The following is a 20,234-nucleotide window of genomic DNA, read 5'->3' as shown; positions in this document are numbered from 1 at the left end:
CAAATAAGGTTGCTCTTGCGGAGGCAATAAGGGCACCCTCATCAATTCGGGTGCAGTAGGGGCTGGTCCGGCCCATCCCGACTGCCAACATCTCGCGCCTGGCGCGGCGTTTTGAGCAGGGCCGATTCGGTGCGTGCTCAGTCTCAATGAATGTCTGCGCTTGGCTGGGGTTCTTGGAAGCTTTTCGAACTTTCTGGATCGCGCCGCAGCCCGAGTTGCAGTTGCTTATGGACAAGGTGGGTCAGTAGATTCGACCTTCGGGTAAGAGGCGTCGACCTCTGGCACGTGTGCCTTGCTGATAGCGCGCGTCAGCCCGAGCACTTAAGTATTCCCAACTGCAGCTTTGCGCCCGTTCAGGTGGCGGCATACGTCAAAACAACGCTTAAAACGTGTCGTCTGAATCCGTTTCGACGTGACGCTCGGCTCTGCCGCCCCATTCCTCGGGCGCGACATCGGCGATCGTTTGCGAGAAGGTCCAGGCGTGGCCGGCGAGATCGCGGCAGGAATATTGCCGTTCGCCATAGGGGTAGCTCGTCGGCGCGGTCAGCGCCATGGCGCCACGGCGCATCGCGCAGCGGTGGTGCGCATCGACATCCTCGACACGCACCATGACCGAGAATTCCTCGTCGCCGGGCGACGGCGCGGATCCACCGCTCTTCAGGGTCGTGACCACGACGGCCCCGTCGCCGAAGCCGAGATGGACGCGATGATTGCCGATCGTCAGCCGCAATTCGAATCCGAAGGCTTCGCAGAGCCAACGACTCGCCGCTTCCACGTCTGGGTAGGCAAGCACCGGTATGACCGTATTGGCAGGCATGGAGCGGTTCTGCATGGGCGAGCCTCCTTCCGGCGTCGATGACGGCAGCGCCGAGTTTCAATTATAGGGCGACCAGCATTGCTGCCGAGGGCCGTCATAGGGCTGGTAGCTGTTATCCCAGGCGCGGTAGGAGCGGTAGCGATCGTAGCACCAGCGCACATGGGCGGCCGCCAGGCGCGCCGCGGGGGGCGGGGGTGGCGCGACCGTGGCGGCCCCCACGCCGGCCGCGAAGGCGGCGGCCGGGAACCAGTAGCCATTGTAATAGCGGTAGCCGGGCCGCACCCGCCAATAGCCCCGGTAACCATTGTAGTAATAGGCGCCGCCGACGACGTAGAAGCCGCGCCGGTACCAGATCGGCGTTGCCTGGCTCGTCACGGACGTCGGCGCTGCCGGCGCCGCAAGCGGCATGGCCTCGGCCGGCGAGGCAAGGGCCGTAGCGCTGAGCATCGCGCCGCACAAAGCAGTGATCGTTCTGTTCATCGATTGTCTCCTCTGGTCTGGTGTGGTCACTGGCGCCGCAGCGCCCGCAACTCGGTGATCGACAATGCTTTGTCGCCGTCGGTGTCGGCCTGCAGCAGCCTGTCGGGGACGGCAGCCGTAAATTCGTCGCGCGAGATCTTTCCGTCGCCGTTGCGGTCCATGCGGCTTGCTTCGGCCTGCAGGCCGGTGAACCGTGCAGCCTGCACATCGCGCTTCGACTTGATCTCTTCGATTGCCGCCCGCACCTCGCCAGGCTCGAGCACGCCATTGTGATTGACGTCCAACCGGTCGAACATCTGCGCCCGCGCTGCCTGGATTTCGCTGAACTCGAGCTTTCGGTCGCCATTGGTGTCGATGCGTCGGAACGCCTCCCTGGCGCCCTGGTCGGCAGCGAACGCGCTGCAGCCGCACAGAAGCAGTCCCGCAAGGGCGGTCACGATCTTGGTCATCTGGGTCTCCGCTGTAATCGACGGCCCGCCGCGGACCGTCCTTGCAGCGTCTCCTACGCAGGCATTCGATGACTCCTACGCGCCGCCTGCGTTTTTTTCGCGAGTTCGACGCTTGGGACACTGACGCTAAGTGGGCCAACGAAAAAATCCGGCCGCCGGCGTAGGAGTGCGAGCCGGGCTGCGTATTGACCGACAGTCGCTCACCCCGCGACGTCACAATCGAAAGGAACAACCCATGAAACGCTCAGCGATCTTTGCGTGCCTGCTTCTAGGCCTCACGCCGATCTGCGCCGCCGCGGCGCAGGACATCCCCGGCCAACGCATCCTCCAGCGCCTCGACACCAATAGCGACGGCGCGATCTCGAAGGACGAGATCCTTGCCGCCCGCGAACGCATCTTCAAGAGGCTCGACCGCAACGGCGACGGAGTCATCGACGAGAAGGAGGTCGAAACCGCCCGGCAGGCCGTAGAAGACCGCGCCGAAGCGGCCGAGGCCCACCTCGGCAATCGTTTGCGGCGCATGGACAGGAATGGTGACGGCAAGGTCACCGAGAACGAGTTTCAGGCGAGCACGCCGCTCTTCGATCTCGCCGACCGCAACGGCGACGGCAGGCTCTCCGCCGACGAGATCGCGACCATTCGCAACATCGTCTCCGCTCACGCCAACTGACGCGCGACCTGGAAGGAAAAACGTGACATGATTTCCATAGCCAAACTTGCACTGCTAAGCCTCGGCGCAGCGGTGGTCTGGTCGGCGGCTTCCCCTGCCTCGGCGGAAGACTGGACACGCAAGACCGCCCGTGGCGGCGAGTTGAGCCGCAGTGTCAGCCGGGACGGCAACATCTATACCGGCTCGACGACGCGAATTGGACCGAACGGCGGCACTTACACGTCCGGTTCCACTTGCAAGGCCGGCGTTGTTGACCGCTGCTCCAGGAGCTATTCTGCCACGGGGCCGAACGGCAAGACCGTTTCGGGCCAGCGCTATTCCGCGGCCGGGCCGTTTCGCGGCCGTTCGGTCGGCAGCGTCACGGGCCCGAACGGCAATACGGTCCGCGGCTTTCGCCGCTGGCGCCGCTGACATCTGGTGAGGGACTTGACGTCGGAATTCGCCCTTCTGCCGAGCCGGATCGTCGCGGTTTTCGTCCTCGCCGTCGATGCTTCGTCAACCGGTGCCGGCCGCCGTGCCGGGTGAAGCGTCCCGCGGCGATGACGAGCTTCTGGCCCACATCGCCGCGGGCGGTCAGGCGGCTTTGTCCGAGCTCATGGCCCGCCATGGCCGTGGGCTGCGGACGTTCGCCACGCGCTATCTCGGCCATGCCGCCGATGCCGAGGATGTGGTGCAGGAGGTGTTCGTGACCGTCTGGAAGCAGGCCGCGCGCTTCGATCCCGGCAGAGGACGCGCCTCGACGTGGCTCTACCGGATCACGGCCAACCGCTGCATCGACCAGCGCCGGCGCCGCGCGCTGCGCAACTTCTTCGGGCTGGACGACATCGGCGAGGAGCCCGCCGCGCCGGAAGTAAATGCCGAGACCGCGACGGCCGCCAGGCAGGAACTGGCGATCGTGCGCAATGGCCTGTCTCGCTTGCCGGAGCGCCAGCGGATGGCGCTGCTTCTGAGGGCCGTGGGCGAGCTTGACATCGGCGGAATAGCCGAGGTGATGGGCACCAGCGCGGGTTCGGTCGAGCAACTGCTCGTGCGCGGGCGTCGCAAGCTCAGGGATCATTTGGCAGATGCGGCCCAGGGCCGCGAAAGGAAGTCCTCATGACACGCGAGGAATTCGAGAAGAACCGGCGCCGCTTCGGCGACGATATCGATGCCTGGCCGGCACCCTTGAGGGGACCGGCTCTGGCGTTCATGGCGCTTGACGGCGATGCCGGCGCCGACGCGGCACTCGACAGGCTCGTGCGGCAGGCCGCGCTGGTCGAGAGCGACGATGATGCTCTGGCGCGCGAGGTGATGGCACGGATCCAGCGTGGCGCGGTGCGGCCGTCCCTGCTCCTGCGCTTCCTTGTTGCGCCGGCGGGCCTCGCCGCTTGCACCGCCGCTGTCCTCGTCGCCGCGACGGTCGCCGGCTACCAGGTGGCGCGCCTTCAGGACCAGCCCCAGGATTCCGAACTTCTGGCGCTCGCTGCGGGCGCCAGGCTTGCAGATGATGGAGGGTCGGCGATCGCGGCCGACCCGGGCGAGGGGGACCAGCTATGACCAAGCGCTCATGGATCTGGGCGGCCGTGCTGGTTGTGCTCGCGCTGTCGCTTGCCCTCAACTTCTTCTTCATCGGCTATGCCGCGCATGGCCTGCGCCAGGCGGCCGTTGCGCGCGGGCTGCTGGCGGAGGTCGCGGGCGCCTATTCGCCTGAGGTGCGCAAGGAGTTCCGCGCGGTCATGCGCGACAACCGCGCCCGCACGTTCGAAGCGCTGCGGCAGCTGCGCGCGGCGCGCGCTGACCTGACGGCGGCCGAGAAGGCGCGGCCCTTCGACGAAGCGGCGGTCAGCCAGGCGATGGCCGCGGTGCGCGCCGCCACGACCAATCTTCAGGCAACGGTGCAGGATTATCTGCTTGCCGCCATGAAGAACGTCAATGCGAAGCCGGCCGGCGGCGGATGAGCGGTCGCCGCACTCGCGGCACAATTGCCGTGACCTATTTCAACATCGGAAACACGATGACGGTCCAATGCGGCACGACGGGCTTGTCCTGATATTGCTCTGGCGCGAGCTGGTCGCCGGCCTGCGTGCGATGCGGCGCCGCGATCTTGCCTGGATTGCGTTCGGCGGCAGTGGTCTTCCGGCCTATGCGGTCGCCAATATCGTGATCGCCTTGGATACTGGGGCGCCGAAACTCCGCCACGACCAACTTCTATGGACTGTCGGCCTGCCACTTGCCTTGGCGGTGCTCGGAGTGCTCGCCGGCAAAGCGGTGTCCGAGCTCTGCCTTCAACGCGCCTTCGCGCCCTTGCTCAGGGCGCTGCCGCTTGCGCCCGGCAGCGCTGCCATATGGCCGGCGTGGCGACGCTCGTGCTCGCAGCACCGCTCGTGCTGTTGGTTGCCGTTTCGGCCGGCCTTGCCTGCGCTGTGATTGGCAAGCCGTTGGCGCTCGCCGGGGGCTTGGGCGCTGCGATCATGTTTGTCGCTGAGATCAAGAAGGCAAATACGTCTACTATCACTGCACGGGGCATACCAACAAAGGCCGGGGCGGGTACGGTGATTGCTGCCGGAAATATGTCCGCGAGGAAGTGCTCGATCAGGAATTCGCCAACCTGCTTGACCGGTTGCATTTCGACGAAGAGATACTGGAATGGGTCAAGGCAGCCCTCATGGCCAGCCGTGCCGACGAGCGCCGCGAGCATGAACAGGCAATCCATCGATACCAGGTCGAGTACAAGCGGCTCGAGGATCGGCTGCACGCCATGTATCTCGACAAGCTCGATGGCCGCATCGACAACGCATTCTATGACCGGATGTCAGCACAGTGGCGAACCGAACAGACGCGGCTGCTTCGCGAGATAGAGCGCCATGGTAGCGCCGAAGAATCATACATGGAGGACGGCATCCGGCTGTTGGAACTGGCGCGCAATGCCAGCCGACTGTCTGTGAAACAGCCTGTGCACGAGAAAAAGCGACTCTTGAATCTCGTGCTGCCGAACTGCCAATGGCACAAAGGCGAGGGTCACGCCGTATTCAGGCAACCCTTTGATCTACTTGCGGAAACGGTCGCGTCCGGAGCGGCAACTAGCGCACAGCAAACAGCGTTGCCGACGGGGAGTCCAGTTTGGCTGGGGCGCCAGGATTCGAACCTGGGAATGTCGGTACCAAAAACCGATGCCTTACCACTTGGCGACGCCCCAATAGCCGTCAGAGTCGCTGTGCGGGCGCGTTATTAGCAGAGCAGCCGAAAAGCACAATGCTTATGAGCGACCGCGAAGGCACTCGGCTGACCAGCAGTGCGATTGCCGCCAGGTGATCCACAAACGGACTATACGGACCACACAGCCAACTCGTTGCCGGCCGGGTCGACAAAGTGGAAGCGTCGGCCGCCCGGGAATGCGAATATCGGCTTGACGATCGTTCCGCCGGCGCTTTCGACCGCGCCAAGGGTTTCTTCCAGATTCTCACTGTAAAGCACGGGCAGCGGCTTGGCCGGCGCTTCCTCTGCATCGGCCTGAAAACCTCCTTCCAGCCCCTCGGCAAAGGCCGAATAGGTTGGTCCATAGTCGGTGAACGACCAGCCAAAGGCAGCACTATAGAAGCCTTTCATCCGGTCCAGCGTGCCGCCTGTCGCCGGCATTTCCAGATAGTCCAGTTTTCCAGGTTGTTGCATGAGGCACCTCTTTGTTCCCTTTATGTTCTAGGCGTCGAACCGTGAGGTGGCAAGTCTTTTTGACGCATCCCGGGGGATGGCTTTTTCTTAATCGATTGTAGCGGCGAAACGGCTTGCCGGGGCGCTTGCCTTTCGCACTGCAGCATCATATCGCTCCAAAGTCGGACACGGGTGAGCTTCCGTTTCGCCAATCTTTCCAATCTCCTGCAACCGGAGAGCAAAGCATGACCAAATGGGTTTTCACCTTTGGCGATGGTGCGGCGGAAGGCCGTGCCGGCGACAGGAATCTGCTGGGCGGCAAGGGCGCCAATCTGGCCGAGATGTGCAGCCTGGGCCTGCCGGTGCCGCCGGGCTTCACGATCACCACCGAGGTCTGCAATGCCTACTATGCCAATGGCCGTACCTATCCGGCGGGATTGGAAGCCGACGTCGCCGTCGCGCTCGACCATATCGGCCGGCTGACCGGCCGCCGGTTCGGCGACCCGTCGAAGCTGCTCCTGGTTTCGGTGCGTTCCGGCGCCCGGGCGTCGATGCCCGGCATGATGGACACCGTGCTCAATCTCGGATTGAACGACGAGACGGTCGAGGCGCTGGCCTCCGATTCCGGCGATGCGCGATTTGCCTATGACAGCTACCGCCGTTTCATCCAGATGTATTCCGATGTCGTCATGGGCCTCGATCACGAGGTATTCGAGGAAATCCTGGAAGACCAGAAAGCCAGCCTCGGCCATGAGCTCGACACCGAGCTGACGGCCATCGAATGGCAAGGCGTCATCGCGCTCTACAAGGCCAAGGTCGAGGAAGAGCTGGGCAAGCCGTTCCCGCAGGATCCGCACGAGCAGCTCTGGGGCGCGATCGGCGCGGTGTTTTCGAGCTGGATGAACAACCGCGCCATCACCTACCGGCGCCTGCACGATATTCCCGAAAGCTGGGGCACGGCGGTCAATGTCCAGGCCATGGTGTTCGGCAATATGGGTGAGACCTCGGCCACCGGCGTTGCCTTCACCCGCAACCCGTCGACCGGCGAAAAGCAGCTCTATGGCGAGTTCCTGGTCAACGCGCAGGGCGAGGATGTCGTTGCCGGCATCCGCACACCGCAGAACATCACCGAGGCGGCGCGCATCGCTGCGGGCTCCGACAAGCCGTCACTGCAGAAGCTGATGCCGGACGCCTTCCGGTCCTTCGTCACCATCTCCGACAGCCTGGAAAAGCACTACCGCGACATGCAGGACCTCGAATTCACCATCGAGCGCGGCAAATTGTGGATGCTGCAGACAAGGTCCGGCAAGCGGACCGCCAAAGCGGCGCTCAGGATCGCCGTCGAGATGGCCAGGGACAGGCTGATCACCAAGGAAGAGGCGGTCGCGCGCATCGATCCGGCTTCGCTCGACCAGTTGCTGCACCCGACCATCGACCCAGAAGCAGCGCGCGACGTGATCGGTGTCGGCCTGCCGGCGTCTCCCGGGGCCGCCACCGGCGAGATCGTCTTTTCCTCCGGCGATGCCGAGGATCTCAAGGCGCAAGGGCGCAAGGCGATCCTGGTGCGCATAGAGACCAGTCCGGAAGATATCCACGGCATGCATGCGGCCGAGGGTATCCTGACCACGCGCGGCGGCATGACCAGCCACGCCGCGGTGGTCGCGCGCGGCATGGGCAAGCCTTGTGTGTCCGGCGCCGGCTCGCTGCGTGTCGATTACAGGGCCGGCACGCTGATCTCGATGGGACAGACCTTCCGCAAGGGTGACATCATCACCATCGACGGCGGCAACGGCCAGGTGCTCAAGGGCGCCGTGGCGATGCTGCAGCCGGAACTGTCAGGCGATTTCGCCGCCATCATGGAGTGGGCGGACGCGGTGCGCCGCATGAAGGTGCGCACCAACGCCGAAACGCCGCTCGACGCCCGCATGGCGCGCTCCTTCGGCGCCGAAGGCATAGGGCTATGCCGCACCGAGCACATGTTCTTCGACGGCGCCCGCATCGTCGCCATGCGCGAGATGATCCTGGCCGACACCGAGAAGGACCGGCGCGCCGCGTTGGCCAAGCTTCTGCCCATGCAGCGCTCGGATTTCCTGGAACTGTTCGAGATCATGGCCGGCCTGCCGGTGACGATCCGCCTGCTCGATCCGCCGCTGCACGAATTCCTGCCCAAGACCGAGGCCGAAATCGCCGAAGTCGCGGCCGTGATGAATGTGTCGCCCGACAAGCTTAGGCAGCGCACCGAGGCGCTGCACGAATTCAACCCGATGCTCGGCCATCGCGGCTGCCGGTTGGCCGTGTCTTACCCCGAGATCGCCGAAATGCAGGCGCGCGCCATTTTCGAGGCGGCCGTCGAGGCCGGCAAGAAAGCCGGCGCACTGGTGGTGCCCGAGATCATGGTGCCGCTGGTCGGCCTGGTGAAGGAACTCGATTATGTGAAGGCGCGCATCGATGCGGTCGCCAAGAGCGTCATGGACGAGAGCGGCGTCAAGATTGATTACCTCACTGGGACCATGATTGAGCTCCCCCGCGCGGCGATCCGCGCCCATGTCATCGCCGAGACGGCCGAGTTCTTCTCCTTCGGTACCAACGACCTCACCCAGACAACCTTCGGCATCTCGCGCGACGATGCGGCCTCCTTCCTGGAAACCTACCGCCAGAAGGGCATCATCGAGCAGGATCCGTTCGTCTCTCTCGACATTGACGGCGTCGGTGAACTGGTGCGCATGGCGGCGCAAAAGGGCAGGGCGACGCGGCCCAGCATCAAGCTTGGCATCTGCGGCGAGCATGGCGGTGATCCTTCGTCGATCCGCTTCTGCGAGGAGGTCGGGCTCGACTACGTCTCCTGCTCACCCTATCGCGTGCCGATCGCCAGGCTGGCTGCGGCGCAGGCCGCTGTGCAGGCGGCAAAGGTAGGACACGGATAGACCGGTACGAAGCTTGCGGTTTGTATGAAAACTCACGCGGACGTACTGGCGACATGAGCGCAATCTCGACATTGTTTGCGATCAATTTGCGGATGACCGCCAATTGTCTCCGGAAACAGACGTTTTAGATGTCACCCGCTCCGTTCCGCTCGATCCTGATTATTCAAACGAAGTTCATAGGCGATATCGTCCTCGCCTCGACGCTCGCCGGAAACCTGCAGCTCGAATTTCCCGGTGCCAGGATCGTGTTCCTCTGCGAAGCCCACTTCGAGAGCTTTGTGGTTGCGCATGGCATCGCTTCCGAGGTGGTTGCGTTCAGGCGAGCCCGCATTCGAGGCAACCCGCTGGAGCGTGGAAAAGAGCTCTATGCCGTGGTGCGGGCGCTGCGCCGCTTCCATTTCGACCTGACGATCGATTTGACCGATTCCAAGACCTCTCGGGTGGTCAGCGGCTTCGTCAACGCCAGGACACGTATCGGCTACAATCCTCCCGAGAGGCCGCTGAAGCTGTTGGAGAGGCAGCCCGCCAATGTGTTTGCCAGACCATTTGGGTTTGGCGGCCAGCATTTTGTCTATCGCTACCTCTCCCCGCTTGAAGCGCTCGGCATCGATCTGCGCGTGACGGTACCGAGCATCCAGCCGTTGCCGTCCGAGGCCGCGAAAGCCTTGGTGCTTCTGGACGGGCACCATATCCACTCGAACGCCTTCGTCGCCGTCCATGCGGGCGCGAGTTTCAAGGGCCGGCAATGGCAGCCGGAACGGTTTGCCCAGGCGATTGACGAGATTGCGGCCGAAACCGGACTGGGTGTCGTCCTGGTGGGAGGGCCTGACGAACGTGAAACCGCCGCACGGATCGTTACCGGGACGGCGGCGCCGGTGGTCGATCTGGTTGGAGCGCTGTCACTCGAGAGCCTGCTGGCGGTCCTGGAACGGGCCCGGCTGTTTCTCGGCAACGAAAGCGGCCCTATGCACATGGCCGCTGCCGCGGGCACCCCGGTTGTCGGCCTTTTCGGCCTGACGCATCCGGCACGCTGGGGACCTGTCGGCGTGCCCAGCATCGTGCTCCGGCCGCCAATGCCGTGCGATTGCGTGGCCAGGGATTTGTGTCGCCGAACCGATCCCAGCAAGGCGTGCTGCGTCTGGCGTCTTGAGGTGAAGCCGGTCGTCGATGCGGCGCTCGAGATCCTCGCACGCACCGAGCTGGAAAAGGAACGCGCTGTCCGAGGGCAATGGACCGGCCGGACTGTCGCCGAATGACGCGTTCACCAAGCGGAAGGTCAAATTGCCGCGCCATGCGTTTTTCTGCTATCCCTCGTCCGATTTTCGCCTTCATGCGGGTTTTGGGATAGCGGCTTGAAGTCGCGGGTCGGGAATTAGGTTTGATGCATCTGCTGCAAAAACATGTCTGCATGATCGCCGTGTCGGTGGCGTTGATATCCAGCGCCCATGCCGCGCCGCTGGTCGAACCCACGCTGCATATCAAGCCGGCTGCAAGCGGAACCGGCCGCGTTGCGCTCACGCTCGATGCCTGCGGCGGCAAGACCGACACGCGCATTCTCTCGGCGCTGGTGGAGAACAAGATACCGGCCACCATTTTCGTCACCGGCATCTGGTTGAAGCGCAACGCCGATGCCGTCGCGATCATGCGGGCGCATCCCGACCTGTTCGAACTGGAAAATCACGGCGGTCGCCATGTTCCGGCGGTCGACACGCCACGGAAAATCTATGGCATAAGCAGCGCCGGCAGCCCGGAGGCTGTGCTCGCCGAGGTCGAGTCAGGGGCCGCGGCTCTGGCCACGACCGGCGAACCGGCGCCGAAATGGTTCCGCGGCGCAACCGCCGAATACAGCCCCTCGGCCATCGCGATGATCCGCAAACTCGGCTTCAAGATTGCCGGCTTCTCGATCAATGGCGACGGCGGCTCGCTGCTCGGCGCCAAGGAGACGGCCAGGCGTATCGCCGCGGCCAAGGATGGCGACGTCATCATCTCTCACATCAACCAGCCGACCCATGCCGCAGGCGAGGGCGTTGTGCAGGGCCTGCTGGCACTCAAGGACAAGGGCATGACCTTCGTGCGGCTCGACGACGCCGATGGGACGGGCGATCACGGTACCACCGAGTAGGGCTGTTCAGTGTTTGATGGAATCGCCGAACCGCTCTAACGACTGGGCCTGATCTGAATCTCAATGCACCCGTAGATGCGTCGGGCCGAAGCGTTCAGTCCGGCTTGGCTTCGATGGTGACCTTGCTGGCGTAGAACGCGCCGTGGTCGCGGATGTCGGCCATCTCGTCGAACGGCTGCCGGTAGGCCCACATCGCGTCCTTGCCCGCTTCGCCCGCCGGCAGCACGCTCCAATAGCTGGCATCACCCTTGTAGGGGCAGTGGGTCGAGTGGTCCGTTCGGCTGAGCTTGTCGAAATCGATGTCGGCGAACGGAACGTAGAAGGCTGCGGGGTAGGGGGCCTCCGTCAGCACCTTAGCCTTCGTGGACGACGCGATGACCGTATCGCCGGCGCGGACCGTGACGGTGCCGGAATACGGCTCTATCGTGATGACCTTGTCGGGATTGCGTTGGAAGCCGGGTGCCGGGTTGGCGATCTTGTCCATGCTGGTTCTCCTTGCCCCGACCTTAAGTGTGGTGGGCAGCCGGATAGAACAAGGCCCGTGGCGCAAGACTAGCCTTCGCGTTGCCGCGGAAATCAGGCGGCGGTTTTGAAGGCGTCCATCAGCCCGGCATAGGCGGCCGCGATGCCGGCCACCGGGTTGCTGCTTCTCGAAATGGTCTCGACTTTCAGCGCCCCGCCGCCGGTTGGCAAGGTGAGCAGCAGGAACTGGCGATTGCCGCCATCGCCGACGGATGCCGCCGCGACATGCTGGCCTTCCCCTTCGTTCTGGACGCACATCTTGAACAGCAGCGTGCCGCCGACCGCTTCGAGCGCGCCGCCGACAACTTCGACGAACTCGTCTTCGGAAACTGTCTTTTCGTCCGGCACCAGATCGGCCAGGCTTTCGGCAAGAGTACTCTCGAGAACCTTATCGTCGAGCGCGTCCATGCGAACCTCTTTCAGTCGCCAATCGCACCCCTTTGCCCGTTAACGAAGATTAACGCCGACGATGGCCGGATTATGGCACTTTTTGCGGTTGGTCCGATCACGAGAGTTTGCGCCGGCGTAATGTATTTGAAGCCCCTGCCATTCGAATGGCAGCAGGCCAGCCAGGCAAAATCAAAAAGCGGCCGGATTCAATCATTTGCCAAATACAGGCCGAACTCCGACTTTCGTCAGCCGCGCCGGTGGGTGGCTGGACAATTCGCCGGTTCGCTTCACAATGCGGTCAAAAGCGCGAGGCGAAAAGCTCGGGGCAAAAAGCGTCAGGGAGGGAACGGCATGCTGGGACTGATGCAGGAATGGCCGCTGCTGTGCCACAAGCTGATCGACAATGCCGAAAGGCAACATGGTGTGCGCGAAATCGTGTCGCGTTCGATCGAGGGGCCGATCGTGCGCACCACCTACGCCGACATCCATCGTCGTTCCCTCAAGGTCGCCCAGCGCTTGGAGCGCGACGGCTTTGCCTTGGGCGACCGCATCGCGACGCTGGCCTGGAACACCGCCCGCCACATTGAGGCCTGGTATGGCATCATGGGCATCGGTGCTGTCTACCACACCCTCAACCCGCGCCTGTTTCCCGAACAGATCGTCTGGATCATGAACCACGCCGAGGACAAGGCCGTCTTCGTCGACCTTACCTTCATCCCGTTGCTGGAGAAAATCGCGGGTGCCGTCCAATCGCTAAAGAAGGTAATCGTGCTCACCGACAAGGCGCACATGCCGCAAACGACCCTGCCCGGTGTCGTTGCCTACGAGGACTGGCTTGACGAGGTCGATGGCGACTTCGCCTGGAAGACCTTTCATGAAGGCACCGCGGCCGGCATGTGCTATACGTCCGGCACGACGGGCGACCCGAAGGGCGTCGTCTATAGCCATCGCTCGAACGTGTTGCACGCCATGATCGCGGCCATGCCCGACGCCATGGGCCTGTCGGCGCGCGACACGATCCTGCCGGTTGTGCCGATGTTCCACGCCAATGCCTGGGGCCTTGGCCAGAGCGGTCCGATGACCGGCGCCAAGCTGGTCATGCCAGGCTGCAAGATGGACGGCGCCTCGATCTATGAGTTGCTCGATCAGGAGAAGGTGACCTTCAGCGCCGCCGTGCCGACCGTTTGGATGATGCTGCTGCAATATCTGGAAGAGACCGGCAAGACGCTTCCCTATCTGAACAAGGTCGTTATCGGCGGTTCGTCCTGCCCGCGCGCACTGATGACGAAATTCCAGGACAATTACGGTGTCCAGGTCATCCACGCCTGGGGCATGACCGAAATGTCGCCACTCGGCACGCTATGCACCTTGAAGCCGGACTATGCCAGCCTTGACGGCGACGCCCGGCTCGACGTCCAGAGCAAGCAGGGTTACCCGCCCTTCGGCGTCGAAATGAAGGTGACCGATGACGAGAACAACGCGCAGCCCTGGGACGGCAAGACGTTTGGCCGGCTCAAGGTACGCGGCCCGGCCGTGGCCCGCGCCTATTATGGCGATGCCGGCGCGGAGCAGTTCGATGAGGAAGGCTGGTTCGATACCGGAGACGTCGCTCATATCGATGCCGGCGGCTACATGCAGATCACCGATCGCGCCAAGGACGTCATCAAGTCCGGCGGCGAATGGATTTCGACCATCGACCTGGAGAATCTGGCCGTCGGCCATCCCGATGTAGCGGAAGCGGCGGCCATCGGCGTCCAGCATTCGAAATGGGGTGAGCGGCCCTTGCTGGTCGTCGTCGCCAAGCCGGGCAAGGAACCGACCAAGGCCGAGATTCTGGATTTCATGGATGGCAAGGTGGCCAAATGGTGGATGCCGGACGACATCGCCTTCGTCGGCGAGATACCGCACACCGCCACCGGCAAGATCCAGAAGACCACCTTGCGTCAGCAGTTCAGGGACTATCGCTTGCCGACGGATTGAGGGGATGTTGCGTGTTTCGGCTTCAAGCCGCCGCAAAAAGGCACTAGACCTCCATCCGGGTTGGGGCAGCGCAGAGAATAATGGTTAGCATTCCCGAACGGCAAACGTCGAAGGCTGCCGGCTGGTCGCGGCGCACGGCCGCCTTTTCGATGGTTCTTTTGCTGACGAACTTTGTCGGCCATCGCTTCGGCCTCGTCCAAACGTCGGTGTTCCTGTGGGTGCTGGGCATTGCCGCCCTGCTGGCGGCGTTGGCGCTGCTGTTTGCCGGCCTGGCCTTTGCGAGGCTGTGGAATTTTGGTGACCGTGGTGGCCGTGATCTCAGCGTCGGCGCCTTGCTGGCGCTGCTGGTGCTCACCCCCTACGGCGTTGCCGCCTACTGGGCGACGATCTATCCGCCGCTGCGGGACATCTCGACCGATTTCGACGAACCGCCCGCGCTCGATGTCGGTGACCGGACCAAGGACATGAACGTACTGTCCCCGCCGACGCCGGGTGAGCAGACGTTGCAGACCGACAGCTATCCATTGGTCACCGCGCGCAGCTACGACCTGCCATTCGAGACCGTCGTCAATGCCGTTGAAACCGTGCTCGACCGGCGAGGCTGGGACCTTTCGGAGCCTTATCCCGAACTCGCCGGACAGACAGAGGTGACCATCACCGCCGTCGCCCCGAGCTTCGTTCTTGGCCTTCCTGCGGACGTCGCCATTCGCGTGAGGGATGACGGCGACACGGTCATCGTCGACATGCGGTCGGCCTCGCGCTACGGCCGCCACGACCTTGGCGACAATGCCGCGCGCATCACCGATTTCCTGGCGGAACTGGATCAGGAAGTCGCCGGCCAGGTCGGCGCGGCGCCGGCCGAGTAGCCATGTCCGGGCGAATTCACGCTCGCGACAATGGCAGGATCAACGCGTGGGTGGTGGGCAGGCCTATCGGCCCGGCGTGAAGATGCCGTCGATGGCGGGGGCGGCGTCCGTCGCCACCACACCGCGCGCCACCAGGTCCTCCAGATGGGCAAGCACCGACAGGCCGGCGGCACCGTGGAGCCGGGGATCGGTATCCCTGTAGATCGCCTTGACCATGTCGGGAATGGTCCTGTCGCCGGCCCTGATCCGCTCCAGTATGGCTCGTTCGCGCATCTTGCGATGGGTCTTCAGCCCGCGCATGAAAGCGCGCGGCGCCGCCACCGGTCCACCATGGCCAGGCAGCAGCAGGCGATCGCCGCGCTCGATCAGCCGGTCCAGCGATGCCATGTAATCGGCCATTGCCCCGTCCGGCGGCGCGACGATGGAGGTTGCCCAACCCATGACATGATCGGCTGAAAACAGGATGCCGGTGCCTTCCAACGCGAATGCCGCGTGATTGGCGGTGTGGCCGGGCGTCAGGACCGTCCGGATCGCCCAGCCGTCGCCGCTGACCAGTTCACTGTCCGGCAACGCGATGTCGGGAACGAAAGCGGTGTCGGCGCTGGCGTCGAGCGCATTGGTTTCGCCGATATGCAATGGCCTTGCCGGCCGGTGCGGTCCTTCCGCCAGCACCTGGGCGCCGGTGTGCTCCTTCAACCGGGCTGCCAGCGGAGAATGGTCGCGATGCGTGTGGCTGACGAAGATGTGGCTGACCGGCCGTCCGGCGATCACGTCGAGCAAGGTCCGGAGATGCGACCCGTCATCCGGCCCGGGATCGATCACCGCCAGCGTGTCGCGCCCCACGACATAGCTGTTGGTGCCATGAAAAGTGAAGGGGCTGGGATTCCGGGCCGTGACGCGCTGCACGTCGGGGGCCACGCTTACGCCCTGGCCATATGCGGGGTCGAAGCTGGTATCGAATTTGAGAGCCATGTCGGCGCATTGTTCCAAGAACGGCAAAACCGATTGCCGCATAGCACGCAAGCCAATATAGGAAAATGCAAGACCGCGATTTCTGGTTCGCGGCAAGATTGAATTGGGGAAGACCATGACAACCGCAACGACGACGCGCCCGCTTGTTTTTCTGGCCTTGCCGCAGGAAGGTCCTGCGCGACTGGCGACGCAGTTTTTGCTGGCGATCGCCGGCACACTGCTGTTGACCCTTTCGGCCAAGACCAAGGTGGTGCTCGGGCCTGTCGATATCTCGATGCAGACGCTCGCCGTCTTTCTGATCGCCGCCGCCTTCGGCATGCGGCTCGGCGTCGCCACCCTGCTGCTCTACATGGCGGAAGGCGCGATGGGCTTCCCGGTCTTCCAGGGCACGCCGGAAAAGGGCGTCGGCATCGCCTACATGCTCGGCTCGACCGGCGGCTATCTCGCCGGCTTCGTGGTCATGGCGGCGATTGTCGGCTGGGCCGCCGACCGCGGCTGGGACCGTCATCCGATCAAGCTTTTCAACGCCATGCTGGTTGCCGAAGTGGTGATGATGGCGATGGGTTTTGCCTGGCTGGCGCTGCTCATCGGCCCGGAAAAATCCTGGCAGTTCGGCGTCGTGCCGTTCATCGTCGGCGACCTGATCAAGGTCGCTCTCGCGGCCAGCCTCGTGCCGGCCGTCTGGTCATTGCTGAAGCGCTCCTGATTTGAGAGCATCCGGCCCGGATCACTCCGGGCCGGGGCTTGGCCTGCGATGAGCTCGGGCCTGTTCCCCAGGCATGTCACGGACGGGCGTTTCTGATGAAGGTTCTGGTCACCGGCGCCGCCGGCTTCATAGGCTATCATGTCGCCAGGCGGCTCCTGGAGCGTGGTGACGAGGTTGTCGGCATCGACAGCATCAACGACTACTACGACCCCGACATCAAGCAGGCGCGGCTGCGGCTGCTGGCCGAGGCGAGCCGCGGCACCAATGCCGGCTATCATTTCATCCATGGCAATCTTGCCGACCGTGGCGTGGTCGATGGCTGCTTTGCCGACCACGCCTTCGACCGGGTGATCCATCTCGCCGCCCAGGCAGGCGTCCGCTACAGCCTGGAAAATCCGCGCGCTTATGTCGAGAGCAACATCGTTGCTTTCACCAACATGCTCGAGGCCTGCCGTGGCAGCCGCGTCGGGCACCTGACCTATGCCAGCACCTCCAGTGTCTATGGCGCCAACACCGACATGCCGTTTTCCGAGCATCGCCCGGCCGACCATCCCTTGCAGTTCTACGCCGCCACCAAGCGCGCCAACGAACTGATGGCGCACAGCTACAGCCATCTGTTCGGCCTGCCCACCACGGGGCTCCGTTTCTTCACCGTGTACGGTCCCTGGGGGCGACCTGACATGGCTCTGTTCCTGTTTACCAGGAGCATCCTGGCCGGCGAGCCGATCAAGCTGTTCAACAACGGCAACCACACGCGCGACTTCACCTATGTCGAGGACATAGCCGAGGGGGTGATTCGCGCCAGCGACAGTCCCGCCGCGGCCAACCCGGCCTGGGATTCCAGCCATCCGGATCCGGCGACCAGCAGTGCGCCCTGGCGCATCTTCAACATCGGCAACAACAACCCGGTGAAGCTGACCGCCTATGTCGAGGCGCTGGAAAACGCGCTTGGCCGCAAGGCCGTGGTCGAACTCTTGCCGCTGCAGGCCGGCGACGTGCCCGACACCTTCGCCGACACTTCGGCGCTGCAAGCGGCGGTCGGCTACCGCCCCCGCACCTCCGTCACCGAGGGGGTAGGGCGGTTCGTCGAGTGGTACCAGGATTATTTTGGGCGGGCGTGATGAACGCGCTCTTGGCCGCGTAGCGGCCGGTTCCCGGTCGAAAAAGACCAGGAACAAAAATATGTGCTAGTCTCCCAAGTCATCAGACGGTGGGGATTGCCATGTTGGAAACGGACAAGCTGTTCGCGGGCTCGATCCCGGAAAACTACGACCGCTACATGGTGCCTTTGATTTTCGAGCCGTTCGCCGTCGATATCGCGCAACGAGCCGCGGCTCTGTCGCCGGGCGCGGTCCTGGAAATCGCCGCGGGCACCGGGGTCGTCACCCGCGCATTGGCGCCAAGATTGGCCCCTGGCGCAAGCTATTTGGTGACCGACCTGAACCAGCCGATGCTCGACTATGCCGCCTCACGACAGACACCCGACAGCCGCATCGAATGGCGCCAGGCGGATGCGATGGCGCTCCCGTTCGAGGATGCGGCCTTCGATCTCGTCTGTTGCCAGTTCGGTGCGATGTTCTTTCCAAACCGCACCTCCGCCTACCGCGAAGCCAGGCGGGTCTTGAAGCCGGGAGGACGGTTCTTGTTCAACGTATGGGATCGCATCGAGGAGAATGTGTTCGCCGATGACGTGACCAATGCGCTGGCGCGGATTTTTCCCGACGATCCGCCGCGCTTCCTGGCACGCACGCCGCACGGCTACCACGATAAGGCGCTGATCCGTCGCGACCTAGAGGATGCGGGTTTCTCCGACGTTGCGATCGAGACGACAGCCGAACAAAGCCGCGCATCCTCGCCGCGCCTTCCGGCCGTCGCTTATTGTCAGGGCACCGTTCTTCGCAGCGAAATCGAGGCCAGGGACGCTGGAAAACTGGACGCCGCAACCGACTACGCGGCATCCGCCATTGCCGACAGACATGGCAGTGGCGAAGTTGCCGCCAAAATCCAGGCGCATGTAATCATGGCTGTGGCCTAAATGTTGGTATGTCTGCCCTACGGTGATCGGGGCCTCGGCCTTGCCAGGATGGGATCAGGCGGGTCCGGCCGAAGCGGGAGGCGCCCGTCGATGGACGGTATTCAACATGGCCGACACGTTTGTCGTGTGCCGCATTGACAAGCCAATGCATGAAACCTAAGCACAGGCACTCAGGGCCGGGGGGCTTTGGCATGTCGAGGAGAGCTTCTTGAAAGGAATTATCCTTGCTGGAGGCAGTGGAACGCGTCTTTATCCGCTAACATTAGCAGTCTCTAAGCAAATTCTTCCCATCTACGACAAGCCGATGATCTATTATCCGCTGAGCGTGTTGATGCTCGCGGGAATACGAGAGATTCTGATCATTTCGACGCCTCGTGATCTGCCGGCTTTCCGTGCTTTACTCGGCGACGGATCGGACTTCGGGCTGGCACTGTCTTATGCCGAGCAGCCGCAGCCCAATGGCCTCGCGGAAGCCTTCATCATCGGCCGCGATTTCATCGGCAAGGACAGCGTGTCGATGATCCTGGGCGACAACATCTATTTTGGCGACGGGCTGTCGCAGCTTTGCCGCGCCGCGGCTTCGCGCCAGAGGGGGGCTTCGGTGTTCGCCTACCATGTCGAGGATCCCGAACGCTATGGCGTGGTGTCTTTCGACAAGGCGACCGGAACCGCGCTGACGATCGAGGAAAAGCCACAGAAGCCGAAGTCCAACTGGGCCGTCACCGGTCTCTATTTCTACGACAACGACGTCGTCGACATCGCCCCGACCATTCGTCCTTCGGCGCGCGGCGAGATCGAGATCACGGCGGTCAACAATGTCTATCTCGAGCGCGGCCAGCTCCATGTTCACCGGCTGGGCCGCGGCTATGCCTGGCTCGACACCGGCACCCATGACAGCCTGCACGAAGCCTCTTCCTTCGTGCGCACGATCGAGCACCGCCAGGGCATCAAGGTCGCCTGCCCGGAGGAGATCGCCTTCGAACAGGGTTGGCTGACGGCGGACATGGTGCTGGAGCGCGCGACCCGCCTGGGAAAGAACGAGTACGCCGCCTATCTGCGCCGGCGTGTCGCCGATCTTTCGGAGGGCTAGATGCTGGAGGTGAGATCCCTGGGCATCGACGGGGTGCTGGAAATCGTTCCGAAACGCCATGGCGACGCACGCGGCTTCTTCATGGAAACCTACAATGCCGAGCGCTTTTCGCGGGCCGGCATCGATTTGACGTTCGTGCAGGACAACCACTCCTATTCCGCTGCCCCGGGCGTCCTGCGCGGGCTTCACTACCAGCTTGCGCCGCGCGCCCAGGACAAGCTGCTGCGCGTCATCCGTGGCAGCATCTTCGACATCGCGGTCGATATCCGCCGCGCCTCGAAAACCTTCGGAAAATGGGTCGGCCTCGAAGTGTCGGCCGAAAAAGGCAACCAGATCCTGGTGCCAAAGGGCTTCGCGCACGGCTTCGTCACGCTCGTGCCCGACACCGAGGTCCTGTACAAGGTGACCGACACCTATTCGCCCGAGCATGACCGCTCGATCCGTTTCGACGATCCCGCCATTGGCATCGAATGGCCGTCGCTGGCCGGCGGGTTCCAGCTTTCCGACAAGGACCTCAAGGCGCCGACGCTGGCCGCGGCCGAGGTGTTCGCCTGATGGAGTGTGTGGTGCATAAGGACGGCGGC

The 20,234-nt window shown here is 63.6% G+C and carries 23 protein-coding genes and 1 tRNA gene; 15 read left to right on the top strand and 9 right to left on the bottom strand.

Annotated features, from left to right (window positions below):
- Positions 1-382: 382 nt before the first annotated feature.
- The 3 genes from FJ970_RS26275 to FJ970_RS26265 are packed head-to-tail and all read right to left on the bottom strand — an operon-like array spanning position 383 to position 1,746.
- Positions 383-832, bottom strand: a complete 450-nt coding sequence (locus FJ970_RS26275; RefSeq protein WP_140761024.1) for a VOC family protein — start codon at positions 830-832, stop codon at positions 383-385.
- 42 nt (positions 833-874) lie between these two features.
- Entirely contained in the window at positions 875-1,297 is a 423-nt protein-coding gene (locus tag FJ970_RS26270) for a BA14K family protein (protein WP_140761022.1), read from the bottom strand.
- 26 nt (positions 1,298-1,323) lie between these two features.
- A complete protein-coding gene (locus FJ970_RS26265; RefSeq protein WP_140761020.1) occupies positions 1,324-1,746 on the bottom strand; it encodes an EF-hand domain-containing protein in 423 nt (140 codons plus the stop codon).
- A 235-nt stretch (positions 1,747-1,981) separates the two neighbouring features.
- On the opposite strand from FJ970_RS26265, the gene FJ970_RS26260 reads away from it, so the two are divergent.
- The 5 genes from FJ970_RS26260 to FJ970_RS26240 all read left to right on the top strand — a co-directional run bounded on the left by FJ970_RS26260 (position 1,982) and on the right by FJ970_RS26240 (position 4,353).
- On the top strand, positions 1,982-2,416 hold the full coding sequence (locus FJ970_RS26260) for an EF-hand domain-containing protein (RefSeq protein ID WP_140761018.1): 435 nt from the start codon (positions 1,982-1,984) through the stop codon (positions 2,414-2,416).
- Positions 2,417-2,443: 27 nt separating this feature from the next.
- Entirely contained in the window at positions 2,444-2,827 is a 384-nt protein-coding gene (locus FJ970_RS26255) for a hypothetical protein (protein ID WP_140761015.1), read from the top strand.
- Positions 2,828-2,918: 91 nt separating this feature from the next.
- Positions 2,919-3,515, top strand: a complete 597-nt coding sequence (locus FJ970_RS26250) for an RNA polymerase sigma factor (RefSeq protein ID WP_227791919.1) — start codon at positions 2,919-2,921, stop codon at positions 3,513-3,515.
- Positions 3,512-3,952 carry a hypothetical protein gene (locus FJ970_RS26245; protein ID WP_140761011.1) on the top strand — a complete coding sequence of 147 codons (441 nt, stop codon included), beginning with the start codon at positions 3,512-3,514 and terminating at the stop codon, positions 3,950-3,952. Before FJ970_RS26250 ends, FJ970_RS26245 begins: the two co-directional genes overlap by 4 nt.
- Entirely contained in the window at positions 3,949-4,353 is a 405-nt protein-coding gene (locus tag FJ970_RS26240) for a periplasmic heavy metal sensor (protein WP_140761009.1), read from the top strand. Before FJ970_RS26245 ends, FJ970_RS26240 begins: the two co-directional genes overlap by 4 nt.
- Before the next feature lie 34 nt (positions 4,354-4,387).
- On the opposite strand, the gene FJ970_RS26235 is transcribed toward FJ970_RS26240, so the two are convergent.
- The 3 genes from FJ970_RS26235 to FJ970_RS26220 form a co-directional block, all read right to left on the bottom strand.
- Entirely contained in the window at positions 4,388-4,594 is a 207-nt protein-coding gene (locus FJ970_RS26235; protein WP_140761007.1) for a hypothetical protein, read from the bottom strand.
- Positions 4,595-5,516: 922 nt separating this feature from the next.
- Positions 5,517-5,591: transfer RNA gene (locus FJ970_RS26225), tRNA-Gln, on the bottom strand.
- 128 nt (positions 5,592-5,719) lie between these two features.
- Positions 5,720-6,064, bottom strand: a complete 345-nt coding sequence (locus FJ970_RS26220; protein ID WP_140761002.1) for a VOC family protein — start codon at positions 6,062-6,064, stop codon at positions 5,720-5,722.
- A gap of 224 nt (positions 6,065-6,288) precedes the next feature.
- On the opposite strand from FJ970_RS26220, the gene ppdK reads away from it, so the two are divergent.
- From ppdK to FJ970_RS26205, 3 genes are all read left to right on the top strand, one after another.
- Positions 6,289-8,967 carry a pyruvate, phosphate dikinase gene (ppdK, locus tag FJ970_RS26215; protein ID WP_140761000.1) on the top strand — a complete coding sequence of 893 codons (2,679 nt, stop codon included), beginning with the start codon at positions 6,289-6,291 and terminating at the stop codon, positions 8,965-8,967.
- 128 nt (positions 8,968-9,095) lie between these two features.
- A complete protein-coding gene (locus tag FJ970_RS26210; protein ID WP_140760998.1) occupies positions 9,096-10,223 on the top strand; it encodes a glycosyltransferase family 9 protein in 1,128 nt (375 codons plus the stop codon).
- Positions 10,224-10,348: 125 nt separating this feature from the next.
- A complete protein-coding gene (locus tag FJ970_RS26205) occupies positions 10,349-11,089 on the top strand; it encodes a polysaccharide deacetylase family protein (RefSeq protein WP_140760996.1) in 741 nt (246 codons plus the stop codon).
- A gap of 94 nt (positions 11,090-11,183) precedes the next feature.
- On the opposite strand, the gene FJ970_RS26200 is transcribed toward FJ970_RS26205, so the two are convergent.
- Positions 11,184-11,573 (bottom strand): DUF427 domain-containing protein, encoded by a 390-nt coding sequence (locus FJ970_RS26200; protein ID WP_140760994.1) that lies wholly within the window; start codon positions 11,571-11,573, stop codon positions 11,184-11,186.
- A gap of 92 nt (positions 11,574-11,665) precedes the next feature.
- Positions 11,666-12,019: a hypothetical protein gene (locus FJ970_RS26195; RefSeq protein ID WP_140510466.1), complete on the bottom strand. Its 354-nt coding sequence runs from the start codon at positions 12,017-12,019 to the stop codon at positions 11,666-11,668.
- Positions 12,020-12,352: 333 nt separating this feature from the next.
- Here FJ970_RS26195 and FJ970_RS26190 point away from each other — a divergent pair, with 333 nt between their 5' ends.
- Positions 12,353-13,981, top strand: a complete 1,629-nt coding sequence (locus FJ970_RS26190; protein WP_140760992.1) for a fatty-acid--CoA ligase — start codon at positions 12,353-12,355, stop codon at positions 13,979-13,981.
- A gap of 80 nt (positions 13,982-14,061) precedes the next feature.
- Positions 14,062-14,847 (top strand): DUF1499 domain-containing protein, encoded by a 786-nt coding sequence (locus tag FJ970_RS26185; RefSeq protein WP_140760989.1) that lies wholly within the window; start codon positions 14,062-14,064, stop codon positions 14,845-14,847.
- A gap of 63 nt (positions 14,848-14,910) precedes the next feature.
- Here the strand turns inward: FJ970_RS26185 and FJ970_RS26180 are convergent, their stop codons facing one another.
- Entirely contained in the window at positions 14,911-15,819 is a 909-nt protein-coding gene (locus tag FJ970_RS26180; protein ID WP_140760987.1) for an MBL fold metallo-hydrolase, read from the bottom strand.
- Between the two features lie 115 nt (positions 15,820-15,934).
- On the opposite strand from FJ970_RS26180, the gene FJ970_RS26175 reads away from it, so the two are divergent.
- From FJ970_RS26175 to rfbC, 5 genes are all read left to right on the top strand, one after another.
- Positions 15,935-16,525 (top strand): biotin transporter BioY, encoded by a 591-nt coding sequence (locus tag FJ970_RS26175; protein ID WP_140760985.1) that lies wholly within the window; start codon positions 15,935-15,937, stop codon positions 16,523-16,525.
- 95 nt (positions 16,526-16,620) lie between these two features.
- Positions 16,621-17,646, top strand: a complete 1,026-nt coding sequence (locus FJ970_RS26170) for an NAD-dependent epimerase (protein ID WP_140760983.1) — start codon at positions 16,621-16,623, stop codon at positions 17,644-17,646.
- A gap of 101 nt (positions 17,647-17,747) precedes the next feature.
- The gene (locus FJ970_RS26165; RefSeq protein WP_140760981.1) at positions 17,748-18,560 is read left to right on the top strand and encodes a class I SAM-dependent methyltransferase; all 813 of its coding nucleotides are present in this window, start codon (positions 17,748-17,750) and stop codon (positions 18,558-18,560) included.
- A gap of 208 nt (positions 18,561-18,768) precedes the next feature.
- Positions 18,769-19,650, top strand: coding sequence for a glucose-1-phosphate thymidylyltransferase RfbA (rfbA, locus tag FJ970_RS26160; protein WP_140760979.1), 882 nt, complete (start codon positions 18,769-18,771; stop codon positions 19,648-19,650).
- On the top strand, positions 19,651-20,205 hold the full coding sequence (gene rfbC / locus FJ970_RS26155; protein WP_140760977.1) for a dTDP-4-dehydrorhamnose 3,5-epimerase: 555 nt from the start codon (positions 19,651-19,653) through the stop codon (positions 20,203-20,205).
- Positions 20,206-20,234: the final 29 nt, after the last annotated feature.

Source organism: Mesorhizobium sp. B2-1-8, from assembly GCF_006442545.2.
Classification (GTDB): Bacteria; Pseudomonadota; Alphaproteobacteria; order Rhizobiales; family Rhizobiaceae; genus Mesorhizobium.
The sequence above is the reverse complement of the archived record's forward strand: the minus strand, read 5'-3'. Positions and strand labels throughout refer to the sequence as shown.

Excerpts from the sequence above, each read along its gene's own strand:
- FJ970_RS26275 (WP_140761024.1), bottom strand. The coding sequence starts at position 832 with ATGCAGAACCGCTCCATGCCTGCCAATACGGTCATACCGGTGCTTGCC.
- FJ970_RS26270 (WP_140761022.1), bottom strand. The coding sequence starts at position 1,297 with ATGAACAGAACGATCACTGCTTTGTGCGGCGCGATGCTCAGCGCTACG.
- FJ970_RS26265 (WP_140761020.1), bottom strand. The coding sequence starts at position 1,746 with ATGACCAAGATCGTGACCGCCCTTGCGGGACTGCTTCTGTGCGGCTGC.
- FJ970_RS26260 (WP_140761018.1), top strand. The coding sequence starts at position 1,982 with ATGAAACGCTCAGCGATCTTTGCGTGCCTGCTTCTAGGCCTCACGCCG.
- FJ970_RS26255 (WP_140761015.1), top strand. The coding sequence starts at position 2,444 with ATGATTTCCATAGCCAAACTTGCACTGCTAAGCCTCGGCGCAGCGGTG.
- FJ970_RS26245 (WP_140761011.1), top strand. The coding sequence starts at position 3,512 with ATGACACGCGAGGAATTCGAGAAGAACCGGCGCCGCTTCGGCGACGAT.
- FJ970_RS26240 (WP_140761009.1), top strand. The coding sequence starts at position 3,949 with ATGACCAAGCGCTCATGGATCTGGGCGGCCGTGCTGGTTGTGCTCGCG.
- FJ970_RS26220 (WP_140761002.1), bottom strand. The coding sequence starts at position 6,064 with ATGCAACAACCTGGAAAACTGGACTATCTGGAAATGCCGGCGACAGGC.
- ppdK (WP_140761000.1), top strand. The coding sequence starts at position 6,289 with ATGACCAAATGGGTTTTCACCTTTGGCGATGGTGCGGCGGAAGGCCGT.
- FJ970_RS26210 (WP_140760998.1), top strand. The coding sequence starts at position 9,096 with ATGTCACCCGCTCCGTTCCGCTCGATCCTGATTATTCAAACGAAGTTC.
- FJ970_RS26205 (WP_140760996.1), top strand. The coding sequence starts at position 10,349 with ATGCATCTGCTGCAAAAACATGTCTGCATGATCGCCGTGTCGGTGGCG.
- FJ970_RS26200 (WP_140760994.1), bottom strand. The coding sequence starts at position 11,573 with ATGGACAAGATCGCCAACCCGGCACCCGGCTTCCAACGCAATCCCGAC.
- FJ970_RS26195 (WP_140510466.1), bottom strand. The coding sequence starts at position 12,019 with ATGGACGCGCTCGACGATAAGGTTCTCGAGAGTACTCTTGCCGAAAGC.
- FJ970_RS26190 (WP_140760992.1), top strand. The coding sequence starts at position 12,353 with ATGCTGGGACTGATGCAGGAATGGCCGCTGCTGTGCCACAAGCTGATC.
- FJ970_RS26185 (WP_140760989.1), top strand. The coding sequence starts at position 14,062 with ATGGTTAGCATTCCCGAACGGCAAACGTCGAAGGCTGCCGGCTGGTCG.
- FJ970_RS26180 (WP_140760987.1), bottom strand. The coding sequence starts at position 15,819 with ATGGCTCTCAAATTCGATACCAGCTTCGACCCCGCATATGGCCAGGGC.
- FJ970_RS26175 (WP_140760985.1), top strand. The coding sequence starts at position 15,935 with ATGACAACCGCAACGACGACGCGCCCGCTTGTTTTTCTGGCCTTGCCG.
- FJ970_RS26170 (WP_140760983.1), top strand. The coding sequence starts at position 16,621 with ATGAAGGTTCTGGTCACCGGCGCCGCCGGCTTCATAGGCTATCATGTC.
- FJ970_RS26165 (WP_140760981.1), top strand. The coding sequence starts at position 17,748 with ATGTTGGAAACGGACAAGCTGTTCGCGGGCTCGATCCCGGAAAACTAC.
- rfbC (WP_140760977.1), top strand. The coding sequence starts at position 19,651 with ATGCTGGAGGTGAGATCCCTGGGCATCGACGGGGTGCTGGAAATCGTT.